This window comes from Paracoccus acridae, from assembly GCF_014642735.1.
GTDB classification, from domain to species: Bacteria; Pseudomonadota; Alphaproteobacteria; order Rhodobacterales; family Rhodobacteraceae; genus Paracoccus; species Paracoccus acridae.
On the sequence record NZ_BMIV01000005.1, the window covers coordinates 171,597 to 189,565 of the forward strand.

At 64.6% G+C, this 17,969-nt stretch carries 21 protein-coding genes and 1 pseudogene; 12 read left to right on the forward strand and 10 right to left on the reverse strand.

Features of this window, described 5'->3' with window-relative positions; all coding sequences use genetic code 11:
* Positions 1–68: 68 nt before the first annotated feature.
* A complete protein-coding gene (locus IEX25_RS09565; protein ID WP_188714940.1) occupies positions 69–851 on the forward strand; it encodes a hypothetical protein in 783 nt (260 codons plus the stop codon).
* Complete coding sequence (locus IEX25_RS09570; protein WP_188714942.1) at positions 848–1,666, forward strand: glycosyltransferase family 2 protein; 819 nt, start codon at positions 848–850, stop codon at positions 1,664–1,666. Before IEX25_RS09565 ends, IEX25_RS09570 begins: the two co-directional genes overlap by 4 nt.
* A 9-nt stretch (positions 1,667–1,675) precedes the next feature.
* Here the strand turns inward: IEX25_RS09570 and IEX25_RS09575 are convergent, their stop codons facing one another.
* A complete protein-coding gene (locus IEX25_RS09575; protein ID WP_103172330.1) occupies positions 1,676–2,332 on the reverse strand; it encodes a peroxiredoxin in 657 nt (218 codons plus the stop codon).
* Positions 2,333–2,485: 153 nt separating this feature from the next.
* Here IEX25_RS09575 and IEX25_RS09580 point away from each other — a divergent pair, with 153 nt between their 5' ends.
* From IEX25_RS09580 to rfbA, 10 genes are all read left to right on the forward strand, one after another.
* On the forward strand, positions 2,486–3,934 hold the full coding sequence (locus IEX25_RS09580; protein ID WP_188714944.1) for an aldehyde dehydrogenase family protein: 1,449 nt from the start codon (positions 2,486–2,488) through the stop codon (positions 3,932–3,934).
* Between the two features lie 93 nt (positions 3,935–4,027).
* Entirely contained in the window at positions 4,028–4,765 is a 738-nt protein-coding gene (locus IEX25_RS09585) for a flagellar motor protein MotB (protein ID WP_188714946.1), read from the forward strand.
* Positions 4,766–4,834: 69 nt separating this feature from the next.
* On the forward strand, positions 4,835–6,151 hold the full coding sequence (locus tag IEX25_RS09590) for a flagellar hook protein FlgE (protein ID WP_188714947.1): 1,317 nt from the start codon (positions 4,835–4,837) through the stop codon (positions 6,149–6,151).
* A gap of 12 nt (positions 6,152–6,163) precedes the next feature.
* Entirely contained in the window at positions 6,164–7,615 is a 1,452-nt protein-coding gene (flgK, locus tag IEX25_RS09595; protein ID WP_188714950.1) for a flagellar hook-associated protein FlgK, read from the forward strand.
* Between the two features lie 3 nt (positions 7,616–7,618).
* On the forward strand, positions 7,619–8,629 hold the full coding sequence (locus IEX25_RS09600; RefSeq protein ID WP_188714952.1) for a flagellin: 1,011 nt from the start codon (positions 7,619–7,621) through the stop codon (positions 8,627–8,629).
* A 17-nt stretch (positions 8,630–8,646) separates the two neighbouring features.
* Positions 8,647–9,729 carry a flagellar basal body P-ring protein FlgI gene (locus tag IEX25_RS09605; RefSeq protein ID WP_188715060.1) on the forward strand — a complete coding sequence of 361 codons (1,083 nt, stop codon included), beginning with the start codon at positions 8,647–8,649 and terminating at the stop codon, positions 9,727–9,729.
* An 89-nt stretch (positions 9,730–9,818) separates the two neighbouring features.
* On the forward strand, positions 9,819–10,379 hold the full coding sequence (rfbC, locus tag IEX25_RS09610) for a dTDP-4-dehydrorhamnose 3,5-epimerase (protein ID WP_188714954.1): 561 nt from the start codon (positions 9,819–9,821) through the stop codon (positions 10,377–10,379).
* A complete protein-coding gene (gene rfbB / locus IEX25_RS09615; RefSeq protein WP_188714956.1) occupies positions 10,376–11,416 on the forward strand; it encodes a dTDP-glucose 4,6-dehydratase in 1,041 nt (346 codons plus the stop codon). Before rfbC ends, rfbB begins: the two co-directional genes overlap by 4 nt.
* A complete protein-coding gene (gene rfbD, locus IEX25_RS09620) occupies positions 11,413–12,270 on the forward strand; it encodes a dTDP-4-dehydrorhamnose reductase (RefSeq protein WP_188714958.1) in 858 nt (285 codons plus the stop codon). Before rfbB ends, rfbD begins: the two co-directional genes overlap by 4 nt.
* Positions 12,267–13,145: a glucose-1-phosphate thymidylyltransferase RfbA gene (gene rfbA / locus IEX25_RS09625; RefSeq protein ID WP_103175165.1), complete on the forward strand. Its 879-nt coding sequence runs from the start codon at positions 12,267–12,269 to the stop codon at positions 13,143–13,145. Before rfbD ends, rfbA begins: the two co-directional genes overlap by 4 nt.
* A 136-nt stretch (positions 13,146–13,281) precedes the next feature.
* Here rfbA and IEX25_RS20085 read toward each other — a convergent pair whose 3' ends face one another.
* The 9 genes and pseudogenes from IEX25_RS20085 to fliE all read right to left on the reverse strand — a co-directional run bounded on the left by IEX25_RS20085 (position 13,282) and on the right by fliE (position 17,969).
* On the reverse strand, positions 13,282–13,749 hold the full coding sequence (locus IEX25_RS20085; RefSeq protein WP_229665125.1) for a glycosyltransferase family protein: 468 nt from the start codon (positions 13,747–13,749) through the stop codon (positions 13,282–13,284).
* Between the two features lie 17 nt (positions 13,750–13,766).
* Positions 13,767–14,087 (reverse strand): annotated as a pseudogene (locus tag IEX25_RS20410) (glycosyltransferase); the annotation flags it as partial.
* A gap of 61 nt (positions 14,088–14,148) precedes the next feature.
* Entirely contained in the window at positions 14,149–14,739 is a 591-nt protein-coding gene (locus IEX25_RS09635; protein ID WP_188714962.1) for a hypothetical protein, read from the reverse strand.
* Between the two features lie 11 nt (positions 14,740–14,750).
* A complete protein-coding gene (gene flgH / locus IEX25_RS09640) occupies positions 14,751–15,476 on the reverse strand; it encodes a flagellar basal body L-ring protein FlgH (protein ID WP_188714964.1) in 726 nt (241 codons plus the stop codon).
* Between the two features lie 9 nt (positions 15,477–15,485).
* On the reverse strand, positions 15,486–15,899 hold the full coding sequence (gene flgA, locus IEX25_RS09645) for a flagellar basal body P-ring formation chaperone FlgA (protein WP_188714966.1): 414 nt from the start codon (positions 15,897–15,899) through the stop codon (positions 15,486–15,488).
* The gene (gene flgG, locus IEX25_RS09650; protein ID WP_188714968.1) at positions 15,899–16,684 is read right to left on the reverse strand and encodes a flagellar basal-body rod protein FlgG; all 786 of its coding nucleotides are present in this window, start codon (positions 16,682–16,684) and stop codon (positions 15,899–15,901) included. The genes flgA and flgG overlap by 1 nt, the downstream gene beginning before the upstream one ends.
* Before the next feature lie 11 nt (positions 16,685–16,695).
* Positions 16,696–17,412, reverse strand: a complete 717-nt coding sequence (locus IEX25_RS09655; protein ID WP_188714969.1) for a flagellar hook-basal body complex protein — start codon at positions 17,410–17,412, stop codon at positions 16,696–16,698.
* Between the two features lie 2 nt (positions 17,413–17,414).
* On the reverse strand, positions 17,415–17,681 hold the full coding sequence (locus IEX25_RS09660) for a flagellar biosynthetic protein FliQ (protein WP_188714971.1): 267 nt from the start codon (positions 17,679–17,681) through the stop codon (positions 17,415–17,417).
* A 3-nt stretch (positions 17,682–17,684) separates the two neighbouring features.
* On the reverse strand, positions 17,685–17,969 hold the full coding sequence (fliE, locus tag IEX25_RS09665; protein WP_103173407.1) for a flagellar hook-basal body complex protein FliE: 285 nt from the start codon (positions 17,967–17,969) through the stop codon (positions 17,685–17,687).

The following is a 17,969-nucleotide window of genomic DNA, read 5'->3' on the forward strand; positions in this document are numbered from 1 at the left end:
TTACCGGACGCTTCCGGTTGAATCTAGTTCGGGGATTGGGCAGGTTGCCGCAATTCGCCGGAGGAACCATGGCCCAGCATCCGCTCAACATCCTGACCATGAAATGGGGCACGCTTTATGGCGCGGCGGACGTGAACCGGCTGCACCGGCAGGTCCGCCGCCACCTGGCCCGCCCGCACCGCTTCATCTGCTTCACCGATGACGCCGAGGGCCTGGATCCGGGGATCGAAGCGATGCCCTTGCCGGAACTTGGCCTGCCCCTGGCCCATGGCGATACCCGGTGGCGCAAGCTGGCGATCTTCCGGCGCGATCTGGCGGGTTTGTCGGGGACGGCGCTTTTTCTGGACATCGACCTGGTGGTGGTCGATGACCTGCAGCCCTTCTTCGACCTGCCGGGTGCCTTTCACATTATCCGCGACGACGACCTGTTCCGCCCCAAGCCCCTGCGTCGCGTGAACCCCTCGCGCGACCGCTTTCTGCACAGTGTGGGCAATTCCAGCGTCTTCCGGTTCGAGATCGGGCAGCACGCGTATATCCTCGATGCTTATCTGGCCGATTCGGCAGGCGCGACGGCCCGTTATGAGATCAGCCAGCAGTTCCAGTCGGCGCAACTGGCGGCGCATGGAAACCTGAACTATTGGCCCAAGGGATGGTGCGTCAGCTTCAAGAACGATTGCGTCCCGCGGCACCTGTCCAGCTATCTGCGCGACCCCGTCCTGCCCGAAAGGGCGAAGATCGTCCTGTTCGCCGGCGCGCCGAAGATGGAGGATGTCTTTGCCGGGCGGGGCCACAAATGGTATCGCCGCATCGGCAACATCGACTGGCTGCGCCAGGCTTGGGACCGGCCGTGATTTCGGACGCCTTTCGCGCCTTCAAGCATCGCCGCCGCCTGGCCCGTGCCCGGGCCGAGATCATGGCCCGTACCGATGCGCCCGGCCGCCCGCACGGCCTGCCCGGTCCATTGGTCCTGTCACTGACCAGCTATCCGGCGCGGTTCGGCACGCTGGAACTGACACTGCGCGCCATCCTTCGCCAGACCATGCAGCCTGACCGGGTGATCCTTTGGCTGGATGAAGGGGACAAGGCCCACATGCCGCCCGCCATTGCCCTGCTGCCAGGGCTGGAGGTCCGTACCTGTCCCCCGTGGCGCTCTTATAAGAAGATCGTGCCCACGCTGCTGGATACACCGGATGCCTTTGTCGTGACCGCGGATGACGATGTCTATTATCCGGCCGACTGGCTGGAAAGGCTGGTTTCGGCGGTCCACCAAGGCGCGAAGATCGCCTGTCATCGGGCCCATCGGGTGACGCTGCGCCAAGGCAAGCCCACCCCCTATGCCGAGTGGCGCCACAATATCGATGCGCCGGAACGATCCCCGCTGGTCTTCCTGACCGGGGTCAGCGGCGTGATCTATGCGCCGGGTGTCTTTCACCCCGATGTGACGCGGGATGACCTGTTTACCCTGCTGGCACCGCGTTCAGACGATGTTTGGCTTTACTGGATGCACCGCATGGCGGGAGTGGAGGCGCAGAAGATCGGCGCCCGCGCCCGGATCCTTGAATGGGAAGGCAGTCAGGTGCAAAGCCTGCGCAGCCAGAACCTTCACGGCACGGGCAACGACCAGGCGATCGCCGCCCTGCTGGACCGCTATGGCTGGCCAGGCTGAAGGATCGGATCAGGCCGGATCCCTGGCAAAGCGCAGATAGGGCAGCTTGATGTCCAGGGGACCATAGCGTTCCTCGGCCGCCTTGTCGTCAAGCGCCAGGGCCACGATCACGTCCTGTCCCGGCACCCAGTTCGCAGGCGTGGCGATGGGCACGCCATCGGTCTTTTGCACGGCATCCAGGGCGCGCAGGATTTCGGCGAAGTTCCGGCCGATGGACATGGGATAGGTCATGGTTAGCCGGACCTTCTTGTCGGGACCGATGATGAAGACGCTGCGCACGGTCGCGGAATGGGCCGGCGTGCGTCCCTCGGCGGGCAGGTAATGGTCCGCCGGCAGCATGTCATAGGCCTTGGCCACCGTCAGGTCGCGGTCGTCGATCATCGCGAAATCGGCCGGCGCGCCCGCCACCGCCTCGATGTCGCGCTTCCACTTTCCATGGTCCTCGACCGAATCGACGGAAACGCCAAGAACCTTGGTGTTGCGCTTCTCGAATTCGGGGATCAGCTGGGCAACGACACCGAATTCGGTCGTGCAGACGGGGGTGAAGTCGCGCGGGTGGCTGAAGATGATGCCATAGCTGTCGCCCAGCCAGTCGTGGAACCGGATCTCGCCCTCGGTCGAGGGGGCGGTGAAATCGGGGGCGATGTCGTTGATGCGCAGGGACATCAAGGTGTCCTTCATGTTGAGAGTTTCGCGCAGGATAAGACAAAGCGGCAGGAATGCCAGCGTTTTATCGACACAATGAATCGAGATTTAACAAGGGTTGCGCAGGCCTTGCCGCCGCTTCACCTTGTCGCCAACTGGATTGGAGAAATCGCGATGACCGAGCTTCTGGACAAGCGCAAGTTCTATATCGGCGGGGCCTGGGTGGATCCCGCGCGGGCCAATGATCTCGAGGTGATCGACCCCTCGACCGAGGAAGCGGTGGCGGTCATCAGCCTGGGCGACCAGGCTGATACGGATCGTGCCGTGGCGGCGGCAAAGGCGGCCTTCGCTGGATGGTCGCGGACCGAACCGGCCGAACGACTGGCTCATGTCGAGAAGATCCTCGAGATCTACAACCGCCGCGCGCAGGACATGGCATGGGCCATCAGCCACGAAATGGGCGCGCCGCAGGACATGTCCCTGGGCGACCAGGTGGCCGCCGGAACCTATCACATCGAGAACTTCATCAAGGCCTTCAAGGGCTTCGACTTCATCCGCCCGCTGGGGGACCATGCCCCGACCTCCATGGTCGCATGGGAACCCGTGGGCGTGGTCGGCCTGATCACGCCCTGGAACTGGCCGATGAACCAGGTCACGCTGAAGGTCATCCCGGCGATCCTGGCGGGTGATACCTGCGTGCTGAAACCGTCCGAGATCGCGCCCCTGTCCTCGATGCTCTTTGCCGAGATCGTGGACGAGGCGGGGCTGCCGAAGGGCGTCTTCAACCTGGTGAACGGCGATGGGCCGGGGGTGGGCACGCAGCTTTCCACGCACAAGGACGTGGACATGATCAGCTTCACCGGATCGACCCGCGCGGGCATCGCGATCACCAAGGCCGCGGCCGACACGCTGAAAAAGGTCGTGCTGGAACTGGGCGGCAAGGGCGCCAACATCGTCTTCGCCGATGCCGACGACAAGGCCGTGGTGCGCGGCGCGCGGCATTGCTTTTACAACAGCGGCCAGTCCTGCAACGCGCCGACCCGGATGCTGGTCGAACGGTCGGTCTATGACCAGGCCGTCGAGACGGCGGCAAGGGTCGCCCAGGAAACCCAGGTCGCAAGCGCCCATCAGCCGGGCAAGCATATCGGTCCCGTGGTCAGCAAGCAGCAGTGGGACAAGATCCAGGATCTGATCCAGAAGGGCATCGACGAAGGTGCGCGCCTTGTGGCAGGCGGCACCGGCCTGCCCGAAGGTGTGAACCGGGGCTATTTCGTGCGCCCGACCGTTTTCGCCGATGTCAGCAACGACATGACCATCGCCCAGCAGGAAATCTTCGGTCCAGTCCTGTCGATCATCCCCTTCGACACCGAGGAACAGGCGATCGAGATCGCCAACGACACGCCTTATGGCCTGACCAACTATGTCCAGTCCGGGGACGGGGCGCGGCGCAACCGCGTGGCGCGCAGGCTGCGCTCCGGCATGGTGGAAATGAACGGCCAGTCGCGCGGTGCGGGATCGGCCTTCGGGGGGGTCAAGATGTCCGGCCGCGCCCGCGAGGGCGGCATCATGGGCCTTGAGGAGTTCATGGATTCCAAGGCCATCAGCGGCTGGCACAGGGACTGAACCTGCCGGGATAATGCCTAGCATTTGAGGGGTCGGCTTGTTCCAGGGCCGACTTGCCGCGACATTCCGTCAGGAAATCGATGGCGGTGTGCGATGGCAAGGCAGAAGGGGGTGGCAGGCCCCACGATCATGATCAAGCGGGTGACCGCCTCGGGCGAGGGCGGTCACCACGGCGGCGCCTGGAAGGTCGCCTATGCGGATTTCGTGACCGCCATGATGGCTTTCTTCCTGCTGATGTGGCTGCTGAATGCCACGACGGAACAGCAGCGTTCGGGTCTTGCCGACTACTTCAATCCCACCATCGTGCGAACACCCGGAGCCTCGGGCGAGGGGGTGGAACAGCAGGGCAAGGAACCCTCTGACGTCACCCTGGAACAGGTGGCCGAGGAGATCGAGCGTCAGCTTCGCGCCAGCGGCGGCGAATCGCAGCAGCTGACCAATCTGTTGCGCCATGTTGTCACCCGCATGACGGATGAAGGGCTGGTCATTGAACTGGGCGATCTGACCGATCAGCCGCTGTTTGTCGAAGACACCGCCGAACCGCAGCCGGTTCTGACCGAACTGGCCCGAATCATCGGCAGGGTGCTGACCAGGACGCGCAACCAGGTCGCCATTTCCGGTCATGTCCGGGCATATCCTGAAACGCTGGTGAATTCCCCCGTCTGGCCCTTGTCCGATGCCCGCGCCCATGCGGTCCGGAGCCTGCTTGAGGGGTCCGACCTTGATGCCCAGCGAATCCAGCGTGTTACCGGCTATGCAGACCGCAAGAACAAGACCGGAAATCCTATGGATGCGACCAATAACCGGATCGAGGTGATTTTACTCAGATAGTCAGGGGCAATTAGGCGAATCTTAAGTCCTGCGGTGGATGATCTGAGGTGAACTGAAAAAGGTGATGCCATGTCAATGTCTTCCGCGATGAGCGCCGGTGTTTCGGGGCTGGCGGCCAATTCCACCCGTCTTGCAACGATTTCGGACAATATCGCGAATTCGGGCACCTATGGCTACAAGCGCATGGAAACCGACTTCAATTCCTTCGTGCTGAACCAGCACCGCGTTGCGGGCATGTATTCGGCAGGCGGTGTCACGGCCACCACGCAAAGGGTGATCGAGGATGACGGGGCGCTGTCCACGACCACGCATCCTCTGGACATCGCCATATCGGGCCGGGGAATGCTGCCGGTGACCTCGGCGGTGGACCTGGACAACGGGTTCACGGACCTGCCGTTCATGATGACCCGCACGGGGTCTTTCCGTCCCGATGCCGAAGGTGTCCTGAAGACAGGTTCGGGCCTGGTCCTGATGGGCTGGCCCGCCCAGGCCGATGGGACTATCCCGCTGATGTCGCGCGATACCATGACGGGGTTGACCCCTGTCCGGATCAGCGCAAACCAGACCGCAGGCGACCCCACGACCGAGGTGTCGCTGGGCGTGAACCTGCCTGCAAGCAAGACCCTGGCCACCGCCCCAGGCGATCCCCTGGCCTTGAAGGTCGAATATTTCGGAAATCTGGGCACGTCAGAAGCCCTGAACATCACCTTCATCCCGGACACCTCGGATCCGACCGGCATGTCGAACACCTGGGTGATGGAGGTCCGCGATTCCGCCTCGGATCCGGCGGCCAATCTGGTTGGGTCCTATCGCATCGTCTTTGACGACAGCCAGGCACATGGCGGCAGCATCGCCAGCGTGACCACGCTGTCGGGCGGGGCCTATGATCCGGTGTCGGGGGCGATCGGCCTGACCGTTGGCGGTGGTGCGATGGATCTGGTCGTCGGCACCCCTGGCGGAACAACGGGCCTGCGGCAGCTTGCAGCCAATTTCTCGCCCACGAACATCACCAAGAATGGCTCCCCGGTCGGCAACCTGACCACGGTCGAGGTGGACGCCGACGGCTTTCTGAAGGCCAGCTATGACACGGGCTTCGTCAAGACCCTGTATCAGATCCCGCTGGTGGATGTTCCCAATCCGAACGGCCTGATGTCCGTCGATTCACAAGCCTTTACCATATCGCCCACCTCGGGCAGCTTCTTCCTGTGGAATGCGGGCGACGGCCCGACGGGCTCTCTCCAGGGATATGCCCTGGAGGAATCGACCACTGACGTGGCCGAGGAACTGACCCACCTGATCCTGACGCAGCGTGCCTATTCGTCGAACGCGAAGATCATCCAGACCGTCGACGAGATGTTGCAGGAAACGACGAACATCAAACGCTGAGGGGTGGTCTGAATGAGCATCGCGCGCGCCCTTGGAAATGCCATGTCGGGCCTGACGGCCACGGCGCGGGGGACCGAAACCGTTGCGGCAAACCTGGCCAACGCCGCCACCCCAGGCTATGCCCGGCGAGAGATGGCGGTCAGTGCCCAGACTGCAGGCGGCAATGCCGGGGGCGTGCGCATCGACGGCGTCACGCGCGCGGTCAACGCAAGCGTCCTGTCGGAATCCCGCCTGGCCGAGGCCGCGCGGGCCGAAGCCTCGACCCGGCTGGCCTTTGCCAAGCAGATCGAGGATCGGATCGGCATTGCCGGCAGCACTGGCGGCCTGGGCGCGGCGCTTGGCGATTTTCGAACGGCCTTGTCCTCCGCAGCCAGTCGCCCCGATGACGAAATCCGGCTGACGCAGGCCGTGGACAAGGCGCAGATACTGGCCAACCGGCTGAATGCGGCCTCGGACCAGGTTCAGGCTGCCCGCAGCGCGGCAGATCAGGCCATCGCCGCCGATGTCGCCCGGCTGAACAAATCGCTGGCCGAGATCGCGCATCTCAATCGTCGGATCGCCGTGCTGGAGGCCGACGGCTCTGACCCCTCGTCGCTTCTGGATCAAAGACAGGGGATCATTGGCGAGATTTCGAAGATCGTTCCCGTACAGGAGGTAACGCGTCCCGCCGGAGCCGTGGCGCTGTTCACGGCCGGGGGGGCGGTGCTTCTGGACGGCACCACCCCGACTGAACTGTCCTTCACGGCCGCGGGGCAGGTGACCGCAGCCCAGACCGCAGGATCCGGGTTGGCGCTGTTGACGCAGAACGGGGCCGAACTGACGCAGTCGCAGATGCAGCTTTATGCGGGCGGCTCATTGGCCGCGAATTTTGCGGTTCGCGACGAATTGGCACCCGCTGTCCAAGCCTTGCTGGATGATCTGGCTTTCGAATTGCACGAACGCCTTGCAGATCCGGCAGTGGACGGCACCTTGGCCGCGACCTCGACAGGCCTGTTCACGGACGATGGCGCGCGTGCCAGCCTGTCAGGCAAGACAGGACTGGCGGGGCGGATCGGCATCAATGACGCGGTGGTCGAGAACGCCGGAGGGGCGGCCTGGCGGCTGCGCTCGGGCCTGAATGCCGCGACGGAAGGCGCGGTCGGCGACTCGACGTTGCTGGTTGCGATCTCGGCGGCTCTGGATCGTTCCACCTTGATCCCCGGCACCAGCTTCAGCGGCAAGGCTTCCCTGACCGACCGCTTCGGAACGGTGGAATCGCTGGTCTCCACCGCGCGCGTGAACGCACAATCCGACGCCGCGATCCGGAACAGTCAAGCCGACACGATCTCGTCCAGGCTGGCCGCGGATGGCGTGGACAGCGATGCCGAGATGCAGCGTCTGCTGCGATACGAACAGGCTTATGCCGCCAACGCGCGCGTCATTCAGGCCATTCAGACCATGATGGATCAGATACTGGGGATATGACGAATGACGGTGCAATCCATTGGTGACCAGGCCCGTGCCTTTGCCATGCAGGCCGCCTCGAACAGGATCAAGACCACCCTGGCCACGCTGACGGCCGAGCTGTCCAGCGGAGAGGTTGCGGATCTGGGCGCCAGGCTGCAAGGCAACACGCAGGATCTGGCCGGCATCGAAGCCCGGCTTGCAATGCTGACGCAGTTCAAGTCCAACGCGGCCGAGGCTGCGGCCCATACCCAAGGCATGCAGAACGCGCTGACATCGGTTCAGTCGATCAATGAGGATATCGGCCAAGGCCTTTATCTTGAACCCGAGGCCACGACGGAAGGACTTATGGCGGCCCGGTCGGCCGAGGCCGCATCCGCATTCCAGGCGGTGATCGGTCATCTGAACGGCACGGTCGGGCAACGCTTCCTGTTTTCGGGTGCGCACAGCGACACACGCCCCCTCGCCTCGGCAGATACGATCCTGACCGCGCTGACTGCGCAGGTGGCCGGGCTGACCACCGCCGGGGATGTGGCGCAGGCGGTGTCGGATTGGTTCGACGCAGCCCCAGGCACCGGCGGCTTTGCCGATACGGCCTATCATGGCGGACCGGGCGGCCAGTCGACGCCCATCGGCGAGGAGACGACGATCACCCTGACCACGACCGCCTTGTCCCCCGCCATCCGCGACAGCCTGAAGGGCCTGGCCACCGCAGCAATGCTGGATCGGGGTGCTTTGGCCGGGAACGGGACCGAGGCCAGGACGCTTCTGCAAGGGGCCGGCAAGGCCTTGCTGCAGAACTCTCCTCGATTGGTCGCCGAAATGTCGCGCCTGGGCTATGCCCAGCAGGTCATCGCCACCGCGCAGACCGAAGGCAATGCAGCCTCCGCCACTCTGCAAACAGCAAGGAATACCCTGCGCGAGGCCGATCCGATGGCCACTGCGGCCGCCATATCGGATGCGGAAACCAAGCTGCAAACGCTATATTCCGTGATCGGGCGGCTGTCGCAGCTCAAGCTGGTGAATTATCTGTGATGCGTCGTTTCCTGGTTATGATCGTCATGGTCCTGCTGCCCGCGATTGCGGCGGCGGCTCCGGTCCGGATCAAGGATCTGGCCGATTTCGACGGGGTAAGGGGCAACGACCTGGTCGGCTATGGCCTGGTCGTCGGTCTGGACGGCACCGGGGACGGCTTTCGCAATGCCCCTTTCACCGAGGAATTGCTGGCCGGCTTGCTGGAACGGCTGGGGGTTAATGTCACTGACGAGGCGCTGCGGTCCCGCAATGTCGCGGCCGTTGTCGTGACCGCGACCCTGCCTCCTTTCGCGCGGTCGGGCAGCCGCATCGACGTCAGCGTGTCCACGATCGGTGACGCCAAGAGCCTGCTGGGCGGGACGCTGGTCATGACTCCGCTCAAGGCGGCGGACGGCAATATCTATGCCGTGGCGCAGGGTTCCATCATCGCCAGCGGCGCCGCGATCGAGGGCGAGGCTGCACGGGTGGTCGAAGGGGTGCCGACTTCGGGCAAGATCCCCGTCGGCGCGCGGGTAGAGCGTGAGGTCGAATTCGATTTCGCCAGTATCCAGAACATCCGTGTCGCCCTGCGGAACGCGGATTTCACGACCGCGACACGGATCGAAGATGCCATCAATCGCGACTTCGACCGCAGGGTCGCGATCACCCAGGACAGCGGCACCGTGCTGGTCGAGTTCAGGCAACTGGGCGACGTGAACCCGGCTCGTGTTCTCGGGCGCATTGAAAACCTGACCGTCGAACCGGAAGACCGCGCCAAGGTGGTCATCGACCACAAGTCCGGCACCATCGTGATCGGAGAGCGTGTGCGCATCTCTCGGGTCGCCGTGTCCCAGGGGGCCTTGACGCTGAGTGTCAGCGAGGCGCCGATGGTCTCGCAGCCTAATCCCTTTGCAAGGGGCGAAACCGTGACCGTTCCCCGGACGGTGGCCGAATTGCGCAATGAACCGGGCATCGGCTTTGCCGAGGTGGCGGGGGAAACCTCTCTCAGCGATCTGGTAGAGGGACTGAACGCCCTGGGCGTCCGCCCGCGAGAGATGATCGACATCCTCAAGTCCATCCATGCGGCCGGGGCGCTTCACGCGGATCTGGTGATCGAGTGACACAACCGGGGATTTTCACCGGCGGGTGAGTGACACGACCTTTCCCATCGCATAGAGGGGGACGAGGTTTCCAACCCTGGATCGATCCGATGAAGATAGAAGCCACTGCCTTGCCCGATGTCCTTGTTCTGACCCCGGCGCGCTTTGGCGATGAACGTGGCTTCTTTTCGGAAAGCTGGAACCGAAAGACATTGGCCGAGGCCGGATTGGCGATGCCCGAATTCGTCCAGGACAACCACTCGCTGTCCTTCCGGGTCGGAACGGTCCGCGGCCTGCACTATCAGGCGCCGCCCTTTGCCCAGGGAAAGCTGGTGCGCTGCGGGCGGGGGGCGCTTCTGGACGTGGCCGTGGATGCGCGGCGGGGCAGCCCAACATACGGCCAATGGGTTGCGGTTCAGCTGACCGCGGAAAACGGTCGGCAGCTTTGGATCCCCGAAGGCTTTCTTCATGGCTTCGTCACCCAGGAACCCGACACCGAGATCGTCTACAAATGCACGGCCCATTACGACCGCGCCAGCGACGGGGCGGTCCTGTGGAACAGCCTGGGAATAGACTGGGGGGTCAATGATCCCCTGCTTTCCCCCAAGGACCGGGATGCCCCTGCCTTCGCGGACTGGACGTCACCTTTTGAATACAAGGGCGCAGCATGAAGATTCTCGTAACCGGAGGGGCGGGGTTCATCGGTTCGGCCGTGGTTCGCCTTGCCGTTTCGCGCGGGCACGAGGTGGTCAATGTCGATGCGTTGACCTATGCCGCCAATCCCGCGAACGTGGCCGATGCCGCCGAAAGCCCGCTTTATTCCTTTGAACAGGTCGACATCCGCGACCGTGCGGAACTGGACCGTGTCTTCGATGCCCACCGGCCCGACGCGGTGATGCATCTGGCGGCCGAAAGCCATGTCGATCGGTCCATCGACGGGCCTGCGGCCTTCATCGAGACCAATGTCATCGGCACGTTCAACATGCTGGAGGCCGCCTGCCGGTACTGGACGGCCAATGGCAGGCCGGATGCCTTCCGCTTCCACCATATCTCGACGGACGAGGTCTTCGGCTCACTGGGCGATACGGGACAGTTCACCGAAACCACCCCCTATGATCCGCGCAGTCCCTATTCCGCCAGCAAGGCAGGATCGGACCATCTGGTGCGGGCCTGGCACGAGACCTATGGCCTTCCGGTGGTGCTGACCAATTGTTCGAACAACTACGGACCATATCATTTTCCTGAAAAGCTGGTGCCCGTCGTCATCTTGAAGGCCTTGGCAGGGGAACCGATCCCGGTCTATGGCGACGGCGGCAATGTGCGTGACTGGCTTTACGTCGAGGATCACGCCGACGCGCTGCTTCTGGTGGTCGAACAAGGGCAGGTCGGCCGCAGCTACAACATCGGCGGCGAGAACGAGGCCAGAAACATCGACCTGGTCCGCACGATCTGCGCGCATATGGACGATCTGCATCCTGAAGGCGCGCCTCATGCCGATCTGATCACCTTTGTGACCGATCGACCGGGCCATGATCGGCGGTACGCAATCGACCCGGCCCGGATCCGCACGGAACTGGGTTGGCGTCCCTCGGTCACGGTCGAGGAAGGGCTGCGGCGCACGGTCGAATGGTATCTGAACCACCGGGACTGGTGGCAGCCATTGTTGTCGCGCGACGGGGTCGGCCAGCGGCTTGGTCAGGCGAAATGACCGGCCTGCTGATTCTTGGAAAATCCGGGCAGCTTGCGCAGGCCCTGATGCGCCTTGCCCCCGAGGCGACCGCCTGGGGCCGAGGGGAAGCGGATCTGTCGGTCCCCGACGCGGTCATTCCGCGCATCCATGCGCTGAGACCCTGGGGGATCATCAACGCGTCTGCCTATACCGCCGTCGATCGCGCCGAAAGCGAACGGGACGCCGCGTTGGTCCTGAACGCCACGGCGCCGGGATTGCTGGCCAGGGCAGCGGCCGAACTGGGGATCCCGTTCCTGCATGTATCGACCGACTATGTGTTCGACGGAACGGGCGACCTGCCAAGGGCCGAAGATGCCGCCACAGCACCCGCAAGCGTCTATGGCCAGACCAAGCTGGACGGGGAACGGCAAGTCGCGGCAGCGGGCGGGCAATGGGCGGTGATGCGCACATCCTGGGTGTTTTCCCCGGATGGCTCGAACTTCGTGAAGACCATGCTGCGGCTGGGCGCCGAGCGTGACCGGATCAATGTCGTCGCCGACCAGATCGGCGGTCCGACCGAGGCGAGCCGGATCGCCGCTGCCCTGCTCCTGATGGCGGGTCGGATGCAGGCCAACCCAAAGGCGGGCGGCCTTTATCATTTTGCCGGATCGCCCGATGTCAGCTGGGCGGATTTCGCGCGCGCGATTTTCGACCGTGCCGGGCTGGCCTGCGCCGTGCGCGACATCCCGACCAGCGATTATCCCACGCCTGCGCAGCGGCCGGCCAATTCGCGGCTGGATTGTTCCCGCATCATGCGGGATTTCGGGATAGACCGCCCGGACTGGCGGGTCGATCTCGACACTGTCTTGAAGCAACTGGGATACGGAAAATGACGGGACGCAAGGGCATCATTCTGGCAGGCGGCTCGGGGACGCGCCTTTATCCGATCACGATGGGCGTTTCGAAACAGCTTCTTCCGCTTTATGACAAGCCGATGGTCTATTATCCCATCAGCGTGCTGATGCTGGCCGGCATTCGCGAGATCGCGATCATTACCACGCCCGAGGATCAGGGACAATTCCAGCGGCTGCTTGGAACGGGCGAGCAATGGGGGCTGCGGTTCGAATGGATCATCCAGCCTTCGCCCGACGGCCTGGCCCAGGCCTATCTGCTGGCCGAGGATTTCCTGGCGGGGGCGCCATCGGCCATGGTGCTGGGGGACAACATCTTCTTCGGCCATGGCCTGCCCGAACTTCTGAAGGCGGCGGATCAGCGGATCAGCGGCGGGACGGTCTTCGGCTATCGGGTTTCGGATCCCGAACGGTATGGCGTGGTCGATTTCCAATCCGACGGCCGGGTTCGCGCGATCATCGAAAAGCCGGAACTGCCACCGTCGAACTTTGCCGTGACGGGCCTTTATTTCCTGGATGCCTCGGCCTCGGAACGTGCCCGGCAAGTCAAGCCTTCCGAACGGGGCGAGCTTGAGATCACGACGCTTCTGGAAAGCTATCTTCGCGACGGCAGCCTGACGGTCGAAAAGATGGGGCGCGGCTTTGCCTGGCTGGATACCGGCACCCATGGCAGCCTGCTGGATGCGGGAAACTTCGTGCGCACGCTGGAAAAGCGCCAGGGCTTGCAGACGGGCTGCCCCGAGGAGATCGCCTTCGAGGCCGGCTGGATTTCCGAAGATGCCTTGCGTGAACAGGCGCAACGGTTTTCCAAGAATGCCTATGGTCGTTACCTGATGGGATTGCTGGGCGCGCGCTGACGCAGCCTGCCCAGAAAGGCCGCGGCAAACAGGGCCGCAGACCCTGCGCCGGTCTGCCGGTAAAGCCCCAGTTGCGCCATGCTGCACGCGGCAAGCGGCCCGTGCTGCCGCAGGGCTGCGCCGAAACGATCCAGGATCAGGCGGTTTTCCGGCAGCAGCTCCGATCGGACAGCATCCAGGGCCGCATGGTTGGCAGCCAGCCAGCCGCCATAATCCCTGCGAGAAGCATGGCGATCCGCTGCGACATCGCGGCAGCCGTATCGTTGCGGCCCATCACGCTGCGGGCGTGCTGGCGATAGAACAAGGCTGGTCGCGGATCATGGATGAACGCCGCGCCGGCGCCCGAGGTGACCTGAAAGGCCCACCAGTCATGCGACTCGATATCCCGCGCCCGGGCCTCTGGGGCGCAGCGGCGCAGGATCGCGGCGGCGGGCGCATTGAAGACCGAGGTATTGCCCGCCATGATCGCCTGGACCAGGGCATTGCGAAATCCCAGGGGCCGCCGGAAATGGCGGGACTCGGCTGTCGGAACCAGGGCTGCATCGGTGATGATCGTGCGGGACGCATAATGGGCGGGGCCGTCCTGTCGTGACAGCGCGGCCACGGCGCGGCCAGCTTGTCGGGGAACCACACATCATCCTGGTCGCAGAAGGCGATCATGCCGTCTGTCGCGGCCGACAGCAGATGGAGGAAGTTCTGGGTGGCGCCCCGGCGCGGTCCGTCGATGATCCGAACCTGCCCCGCAGGGCGCCTGGCCGCGAAATCCGCTGCAATGTCGCGCGTCCCGTCATCCGATCCGTCATCCGAGACGATCAGTCGCCAGTTCCGGTGCGTCTGTGCGGCGATGCTGTCCAGTTGCGCTTCGATGAAGGATGCGCCGCGATAGCTGGCCAGAAGGATCGTCACGCAATGGTCATGGGCTGGAAAGGCAGATCGGTCCACCGGCTGTGTCCTTGGTCGGGCAGGGCCGGTTTCTGCCCTGCCGCCCGCGCCGATGCAACCGTCAGCCCGCCTGCCGGGCGATATCCTCGATCAGCACGGCCTTGACGGACAGGTCGGTGCTGGCCTGCGCCGCCTTCTGCAATCGTTCGCGCAAGGGGGCCAGCCGGGCCTCGGACGTGAAGTTGCCGTCAAATCCGCCTGTATTGGCATGGATCAGCAATTCGCGCAGCAGCGCGTCCCGCAACCGGTGTTCCTGCTGCTTCATGGCGGGCAGGTCGGCGCCGCCCGTCTCGATCGTCAGGGTCAGGATCATCACCGCGCCCATGTCCCCGTTCCGCATCAAGGGCACGAAGAACTGGCTCGGGAAGGTGAACCAGCCCTCGGCAGGGGCGGCCGTTTCCCCATGGCCGCCCTGGCCCCCGCCATGATCGCCGGCTGCGGCATGATCGTCGGCGGGTGGCGGGGCCGGGTGATCCGATGCCGTCTTGGCATGGCCATCGGGGGCGGCGCCGTCTTCCGCCGCACCGTGATTGCCGGACGTCGCCCCGGTTGCGGCATGACCGCCTTCCTGGGCGGGGCGCAGCATCTCTCCGGTTGCGACGCCGCCCACCAGGGCCAGAACGGGGATCAGAAGGGGCAAAAGCTTCTTCATCGGCGGATACCTCAGTAGGGCAGGATCACATCGACGATCTGCTGGCCAAAGCGGGGCTGCTGCACATCGGTGATCTGCCCGCGTCCGCCATAGGAGATGCGCGCCCCCGCGATGCGGTCATAGGCGATCTCGTTGCTGCGGTCGATATCGGCGGGGCGGACGAAGCCGCTGACGGTCAGTTCGCGCAATTCATAGTTCACACGGACTTCCTGCGTGCCCTCGATCTGCAGGGTGCCGTTGGGCAGGGTGTCGATGACGGTGGCCGCCACCCGCAGGGTCAGCTTGTCGCGGCGGGTGATGTTGCCGCTGCCCTTGTAGGTCGAGGACGATTCCGCCTCGGCCAGGTTGTCGAAGCTGGCGCCTTCGGGCAGCTTCTCGTTCAGGCGCTGCGGGATGCCGATCATCTGCGGGATCGACACGCTTTCGCCGGACTGGCGGCTGCGCCCCGAGGTGTTGGTCATCTGCGCCTCGTCGTCGATCTCGATCACCACCGTCAGGATGTCGCCGCGCGTCGCCGCCCGCCTGTCGCTGATCAGGGACGAGGTGGTCCCGGCCCACAGCGACGCTGCCGCCTCGGGGCGGCCGGAATCGACGGGGATCTCCAAAGGCGGGTTGGTCATGGCGATGAACTCCTCGCTGTTGCGCGGAGAGGTCAGGCTGGGCGGCTTTCCCAGGTGATCGGCGCGCGCGCAGGCCGAAGCCGCCAGGACGAGGCAGAGCAGGGGAATGGTTTTCATCGGTGGTCCTTACTTCAGCGCCACAAGGCTGCCGTCCGGCTGGACGACGGCGCTGATCGTTGCGCGGGATTCAAGGTTCATGACGCGGATCACGTCGCCCGCCGCACCGTCCGACAGCGTCCGGGCGGTGGTGACGATCCGCAGGGCACCCCGCTGGAAGACCAGCGGATGCATCTGGTTGCGCCCGATCAGCCTGGGGGCCTGCAAGAGCGAGGCCTGCAGCGGGCGGCCTTCGTGGATGGTGATGCGGGTCTGCAGCCCGATGGCCTGGGACGGGTCCGAAAGGCCGGGACGGTCGCCGTCGATGGCGCGGATGTCGGCGGCGGTGATGACAGTTCCGGCGGGCAGGGTTCGCGCCGCAGCCAGCACCGCCGCGGATGCGGGCAGGGGCGCCAGGGCCAGAAGAAGAACCAGCCACCGCATCAGCGCACCTGCGTGGTGGCCGCCAGCATCTGGTCGGCGGCGGTGATGACCTTGGCGTTCAGTTCGTATCCGCGCTGCGCCTTGATCAGTTCGGTGATCTCTCGCACCGAATCGACCGAGCTGTCCTCCAGATAGCCCTGGCGCAGCGTGCCCAAACCGTCCTGCCCCGGCGTCGTCACCTGGGGCGTGCCGGATGCGGCGGTTTCCAGGAACAGGTTCGAGCCGATCGCCTCGAGCCCCTTTTCGTTGGAAAAGCCTGCCAATGTCAGTTGGCCCAGCAGCTCGGGTTCGACCTGGTCGCTGAAATAGGCGTAAACCTCGCCCGCCGCGTTGATGGAAATGGTGCTCGCGTCGTCGGGGATGGTGATGCCCGGTACGACCGGATAGCCGTCCGAGGTCACGATCAGCCCGTCGGGCGACCGCTTCAACCCGCCGTCGCGGGTATAGGCCGAAAGGCCGGAAGGCAGCGTCACCTCGATATAGCCCTCGCCGTCGATGGCCAGGTCCAGGTCGCCCTCGGTCTGGGTCAAGGCGCCTTGTTGCAGATTGACGCTGACCGCCGTAGGGCGCACCCCCAGGCCCAGTTGCACGCCTGCAGGAATGACGGTGCCGTCGGCGGCGGTCACGGTGCCGGGACGGGTGGCCTGCTGGTAATGCAGGTCGGCGAATTCCGCGCGCCGGGCGTTGTAGCCGGTGGTGGACATGTTGGCGAGGTTGTTCGAAATGACCTCGACACGGGTCTGCTGCGCGCTCATGCCGGTCGCGGCGATCTGCAGGGCTCTCATGGCTGGTCCTTTCAGCGGGTCATGCCGGAGATCGCGCTGCGGATGCGCTGATCTTCGCGGTCAAGGAAGGATTGGCCCAGTTCGTAGGCACGCTGGACCTCGATCATGCGGGTGATCTCGAAAACGGAATCGACGTTGGATTCTTCCAGGAAGCCTTGGCGGATACGGGCGTCGTCGACGGGTTCGGGCGCGGCGTCGGTCGTGAAGGTGGTGCCGCCCTGGCGGGTCAGTTGCGCATCCTGAGGCGCGGCGAAGACGCCGATCTTGCCGAAGGCCACGCCGTTCGCGGACAGGGTCCCATCAGCGCCGACTGCGACCTCGCTGGCGCCTGCGGGAACGATGATCGGTGCCATCCCCTCGTCCAGAAGACGGAAGCCGTCGGCGGTCATCAATTCGCCCTCGGCGGACGGCAAGAAGGCGCCCGCGCGGGTCAGGCGGTTGCCGTCGGGCGTCTCGACCAGAAAGAAGCCCTCACCCTCGATCGCCAGGTCATAGTTGCCGTTGGTTTGGGTCAGCACGCCCTGGTTCAGATCCAGCATCCGGCCGCGCGCATGGGCCATCGACAGCGTGTCGCCGCTTCGGTCCAGGGCGGACAGGTGTTCGGCGAAGATCACCCCTTCGCGGCGAAAGCCGGTGGTATTTGCGTTGGCGATGTTGTTGGCCACCACCCGCATCTCGGCCATCAGCCCTGCCTGCCGGGTCAGCGTCGCATAGATCGCGTTGTCCATGGTCAGCTTCCCGCGATCAGCGGAATGATCTGGCCGATGTAGAAATCGGACAGGGCGGTGGTCATGAAGCTCATGGTCACCCAGAAGACGGCCAGCATCAGCCCGACCTTGGGCACGAAGGTCAATGTCATCTCCTGGACCGAGGTCAGCGCCTGGAACAGCCCGATCACGACCCCCGCGATCAGCGCGACCGCCAGCATCGGTGCCGAGATGCGGACCGCGATCAGCAGCGCCTGGCGCAGCATGTCGAACAGCAGCGTTTCATCCATGGATCACACCGGCATCCGCAGGATTTCCTGATAGGCCTCGACCACCTTGTCGCGGATGGCGACAACGGTTTCCAAGGCGACCTCGGCTTCGGCGATGGTCTGGACCAGGCGGTGCGTTTCCACCTGGCCGGTCATGGCGCCGGTTGCGACCTGATCCACCTTGCCCATCTGGGCGGCGAAATCCTCGGCCGCGTTCGACAGCGCCTGGACGGCGGGACCGGGCTGGCCCGGCGCCACGGCGGTGCGGGCGGCGGAATAGGCAGTGGCTGCATTCAGACTGGTGAACAT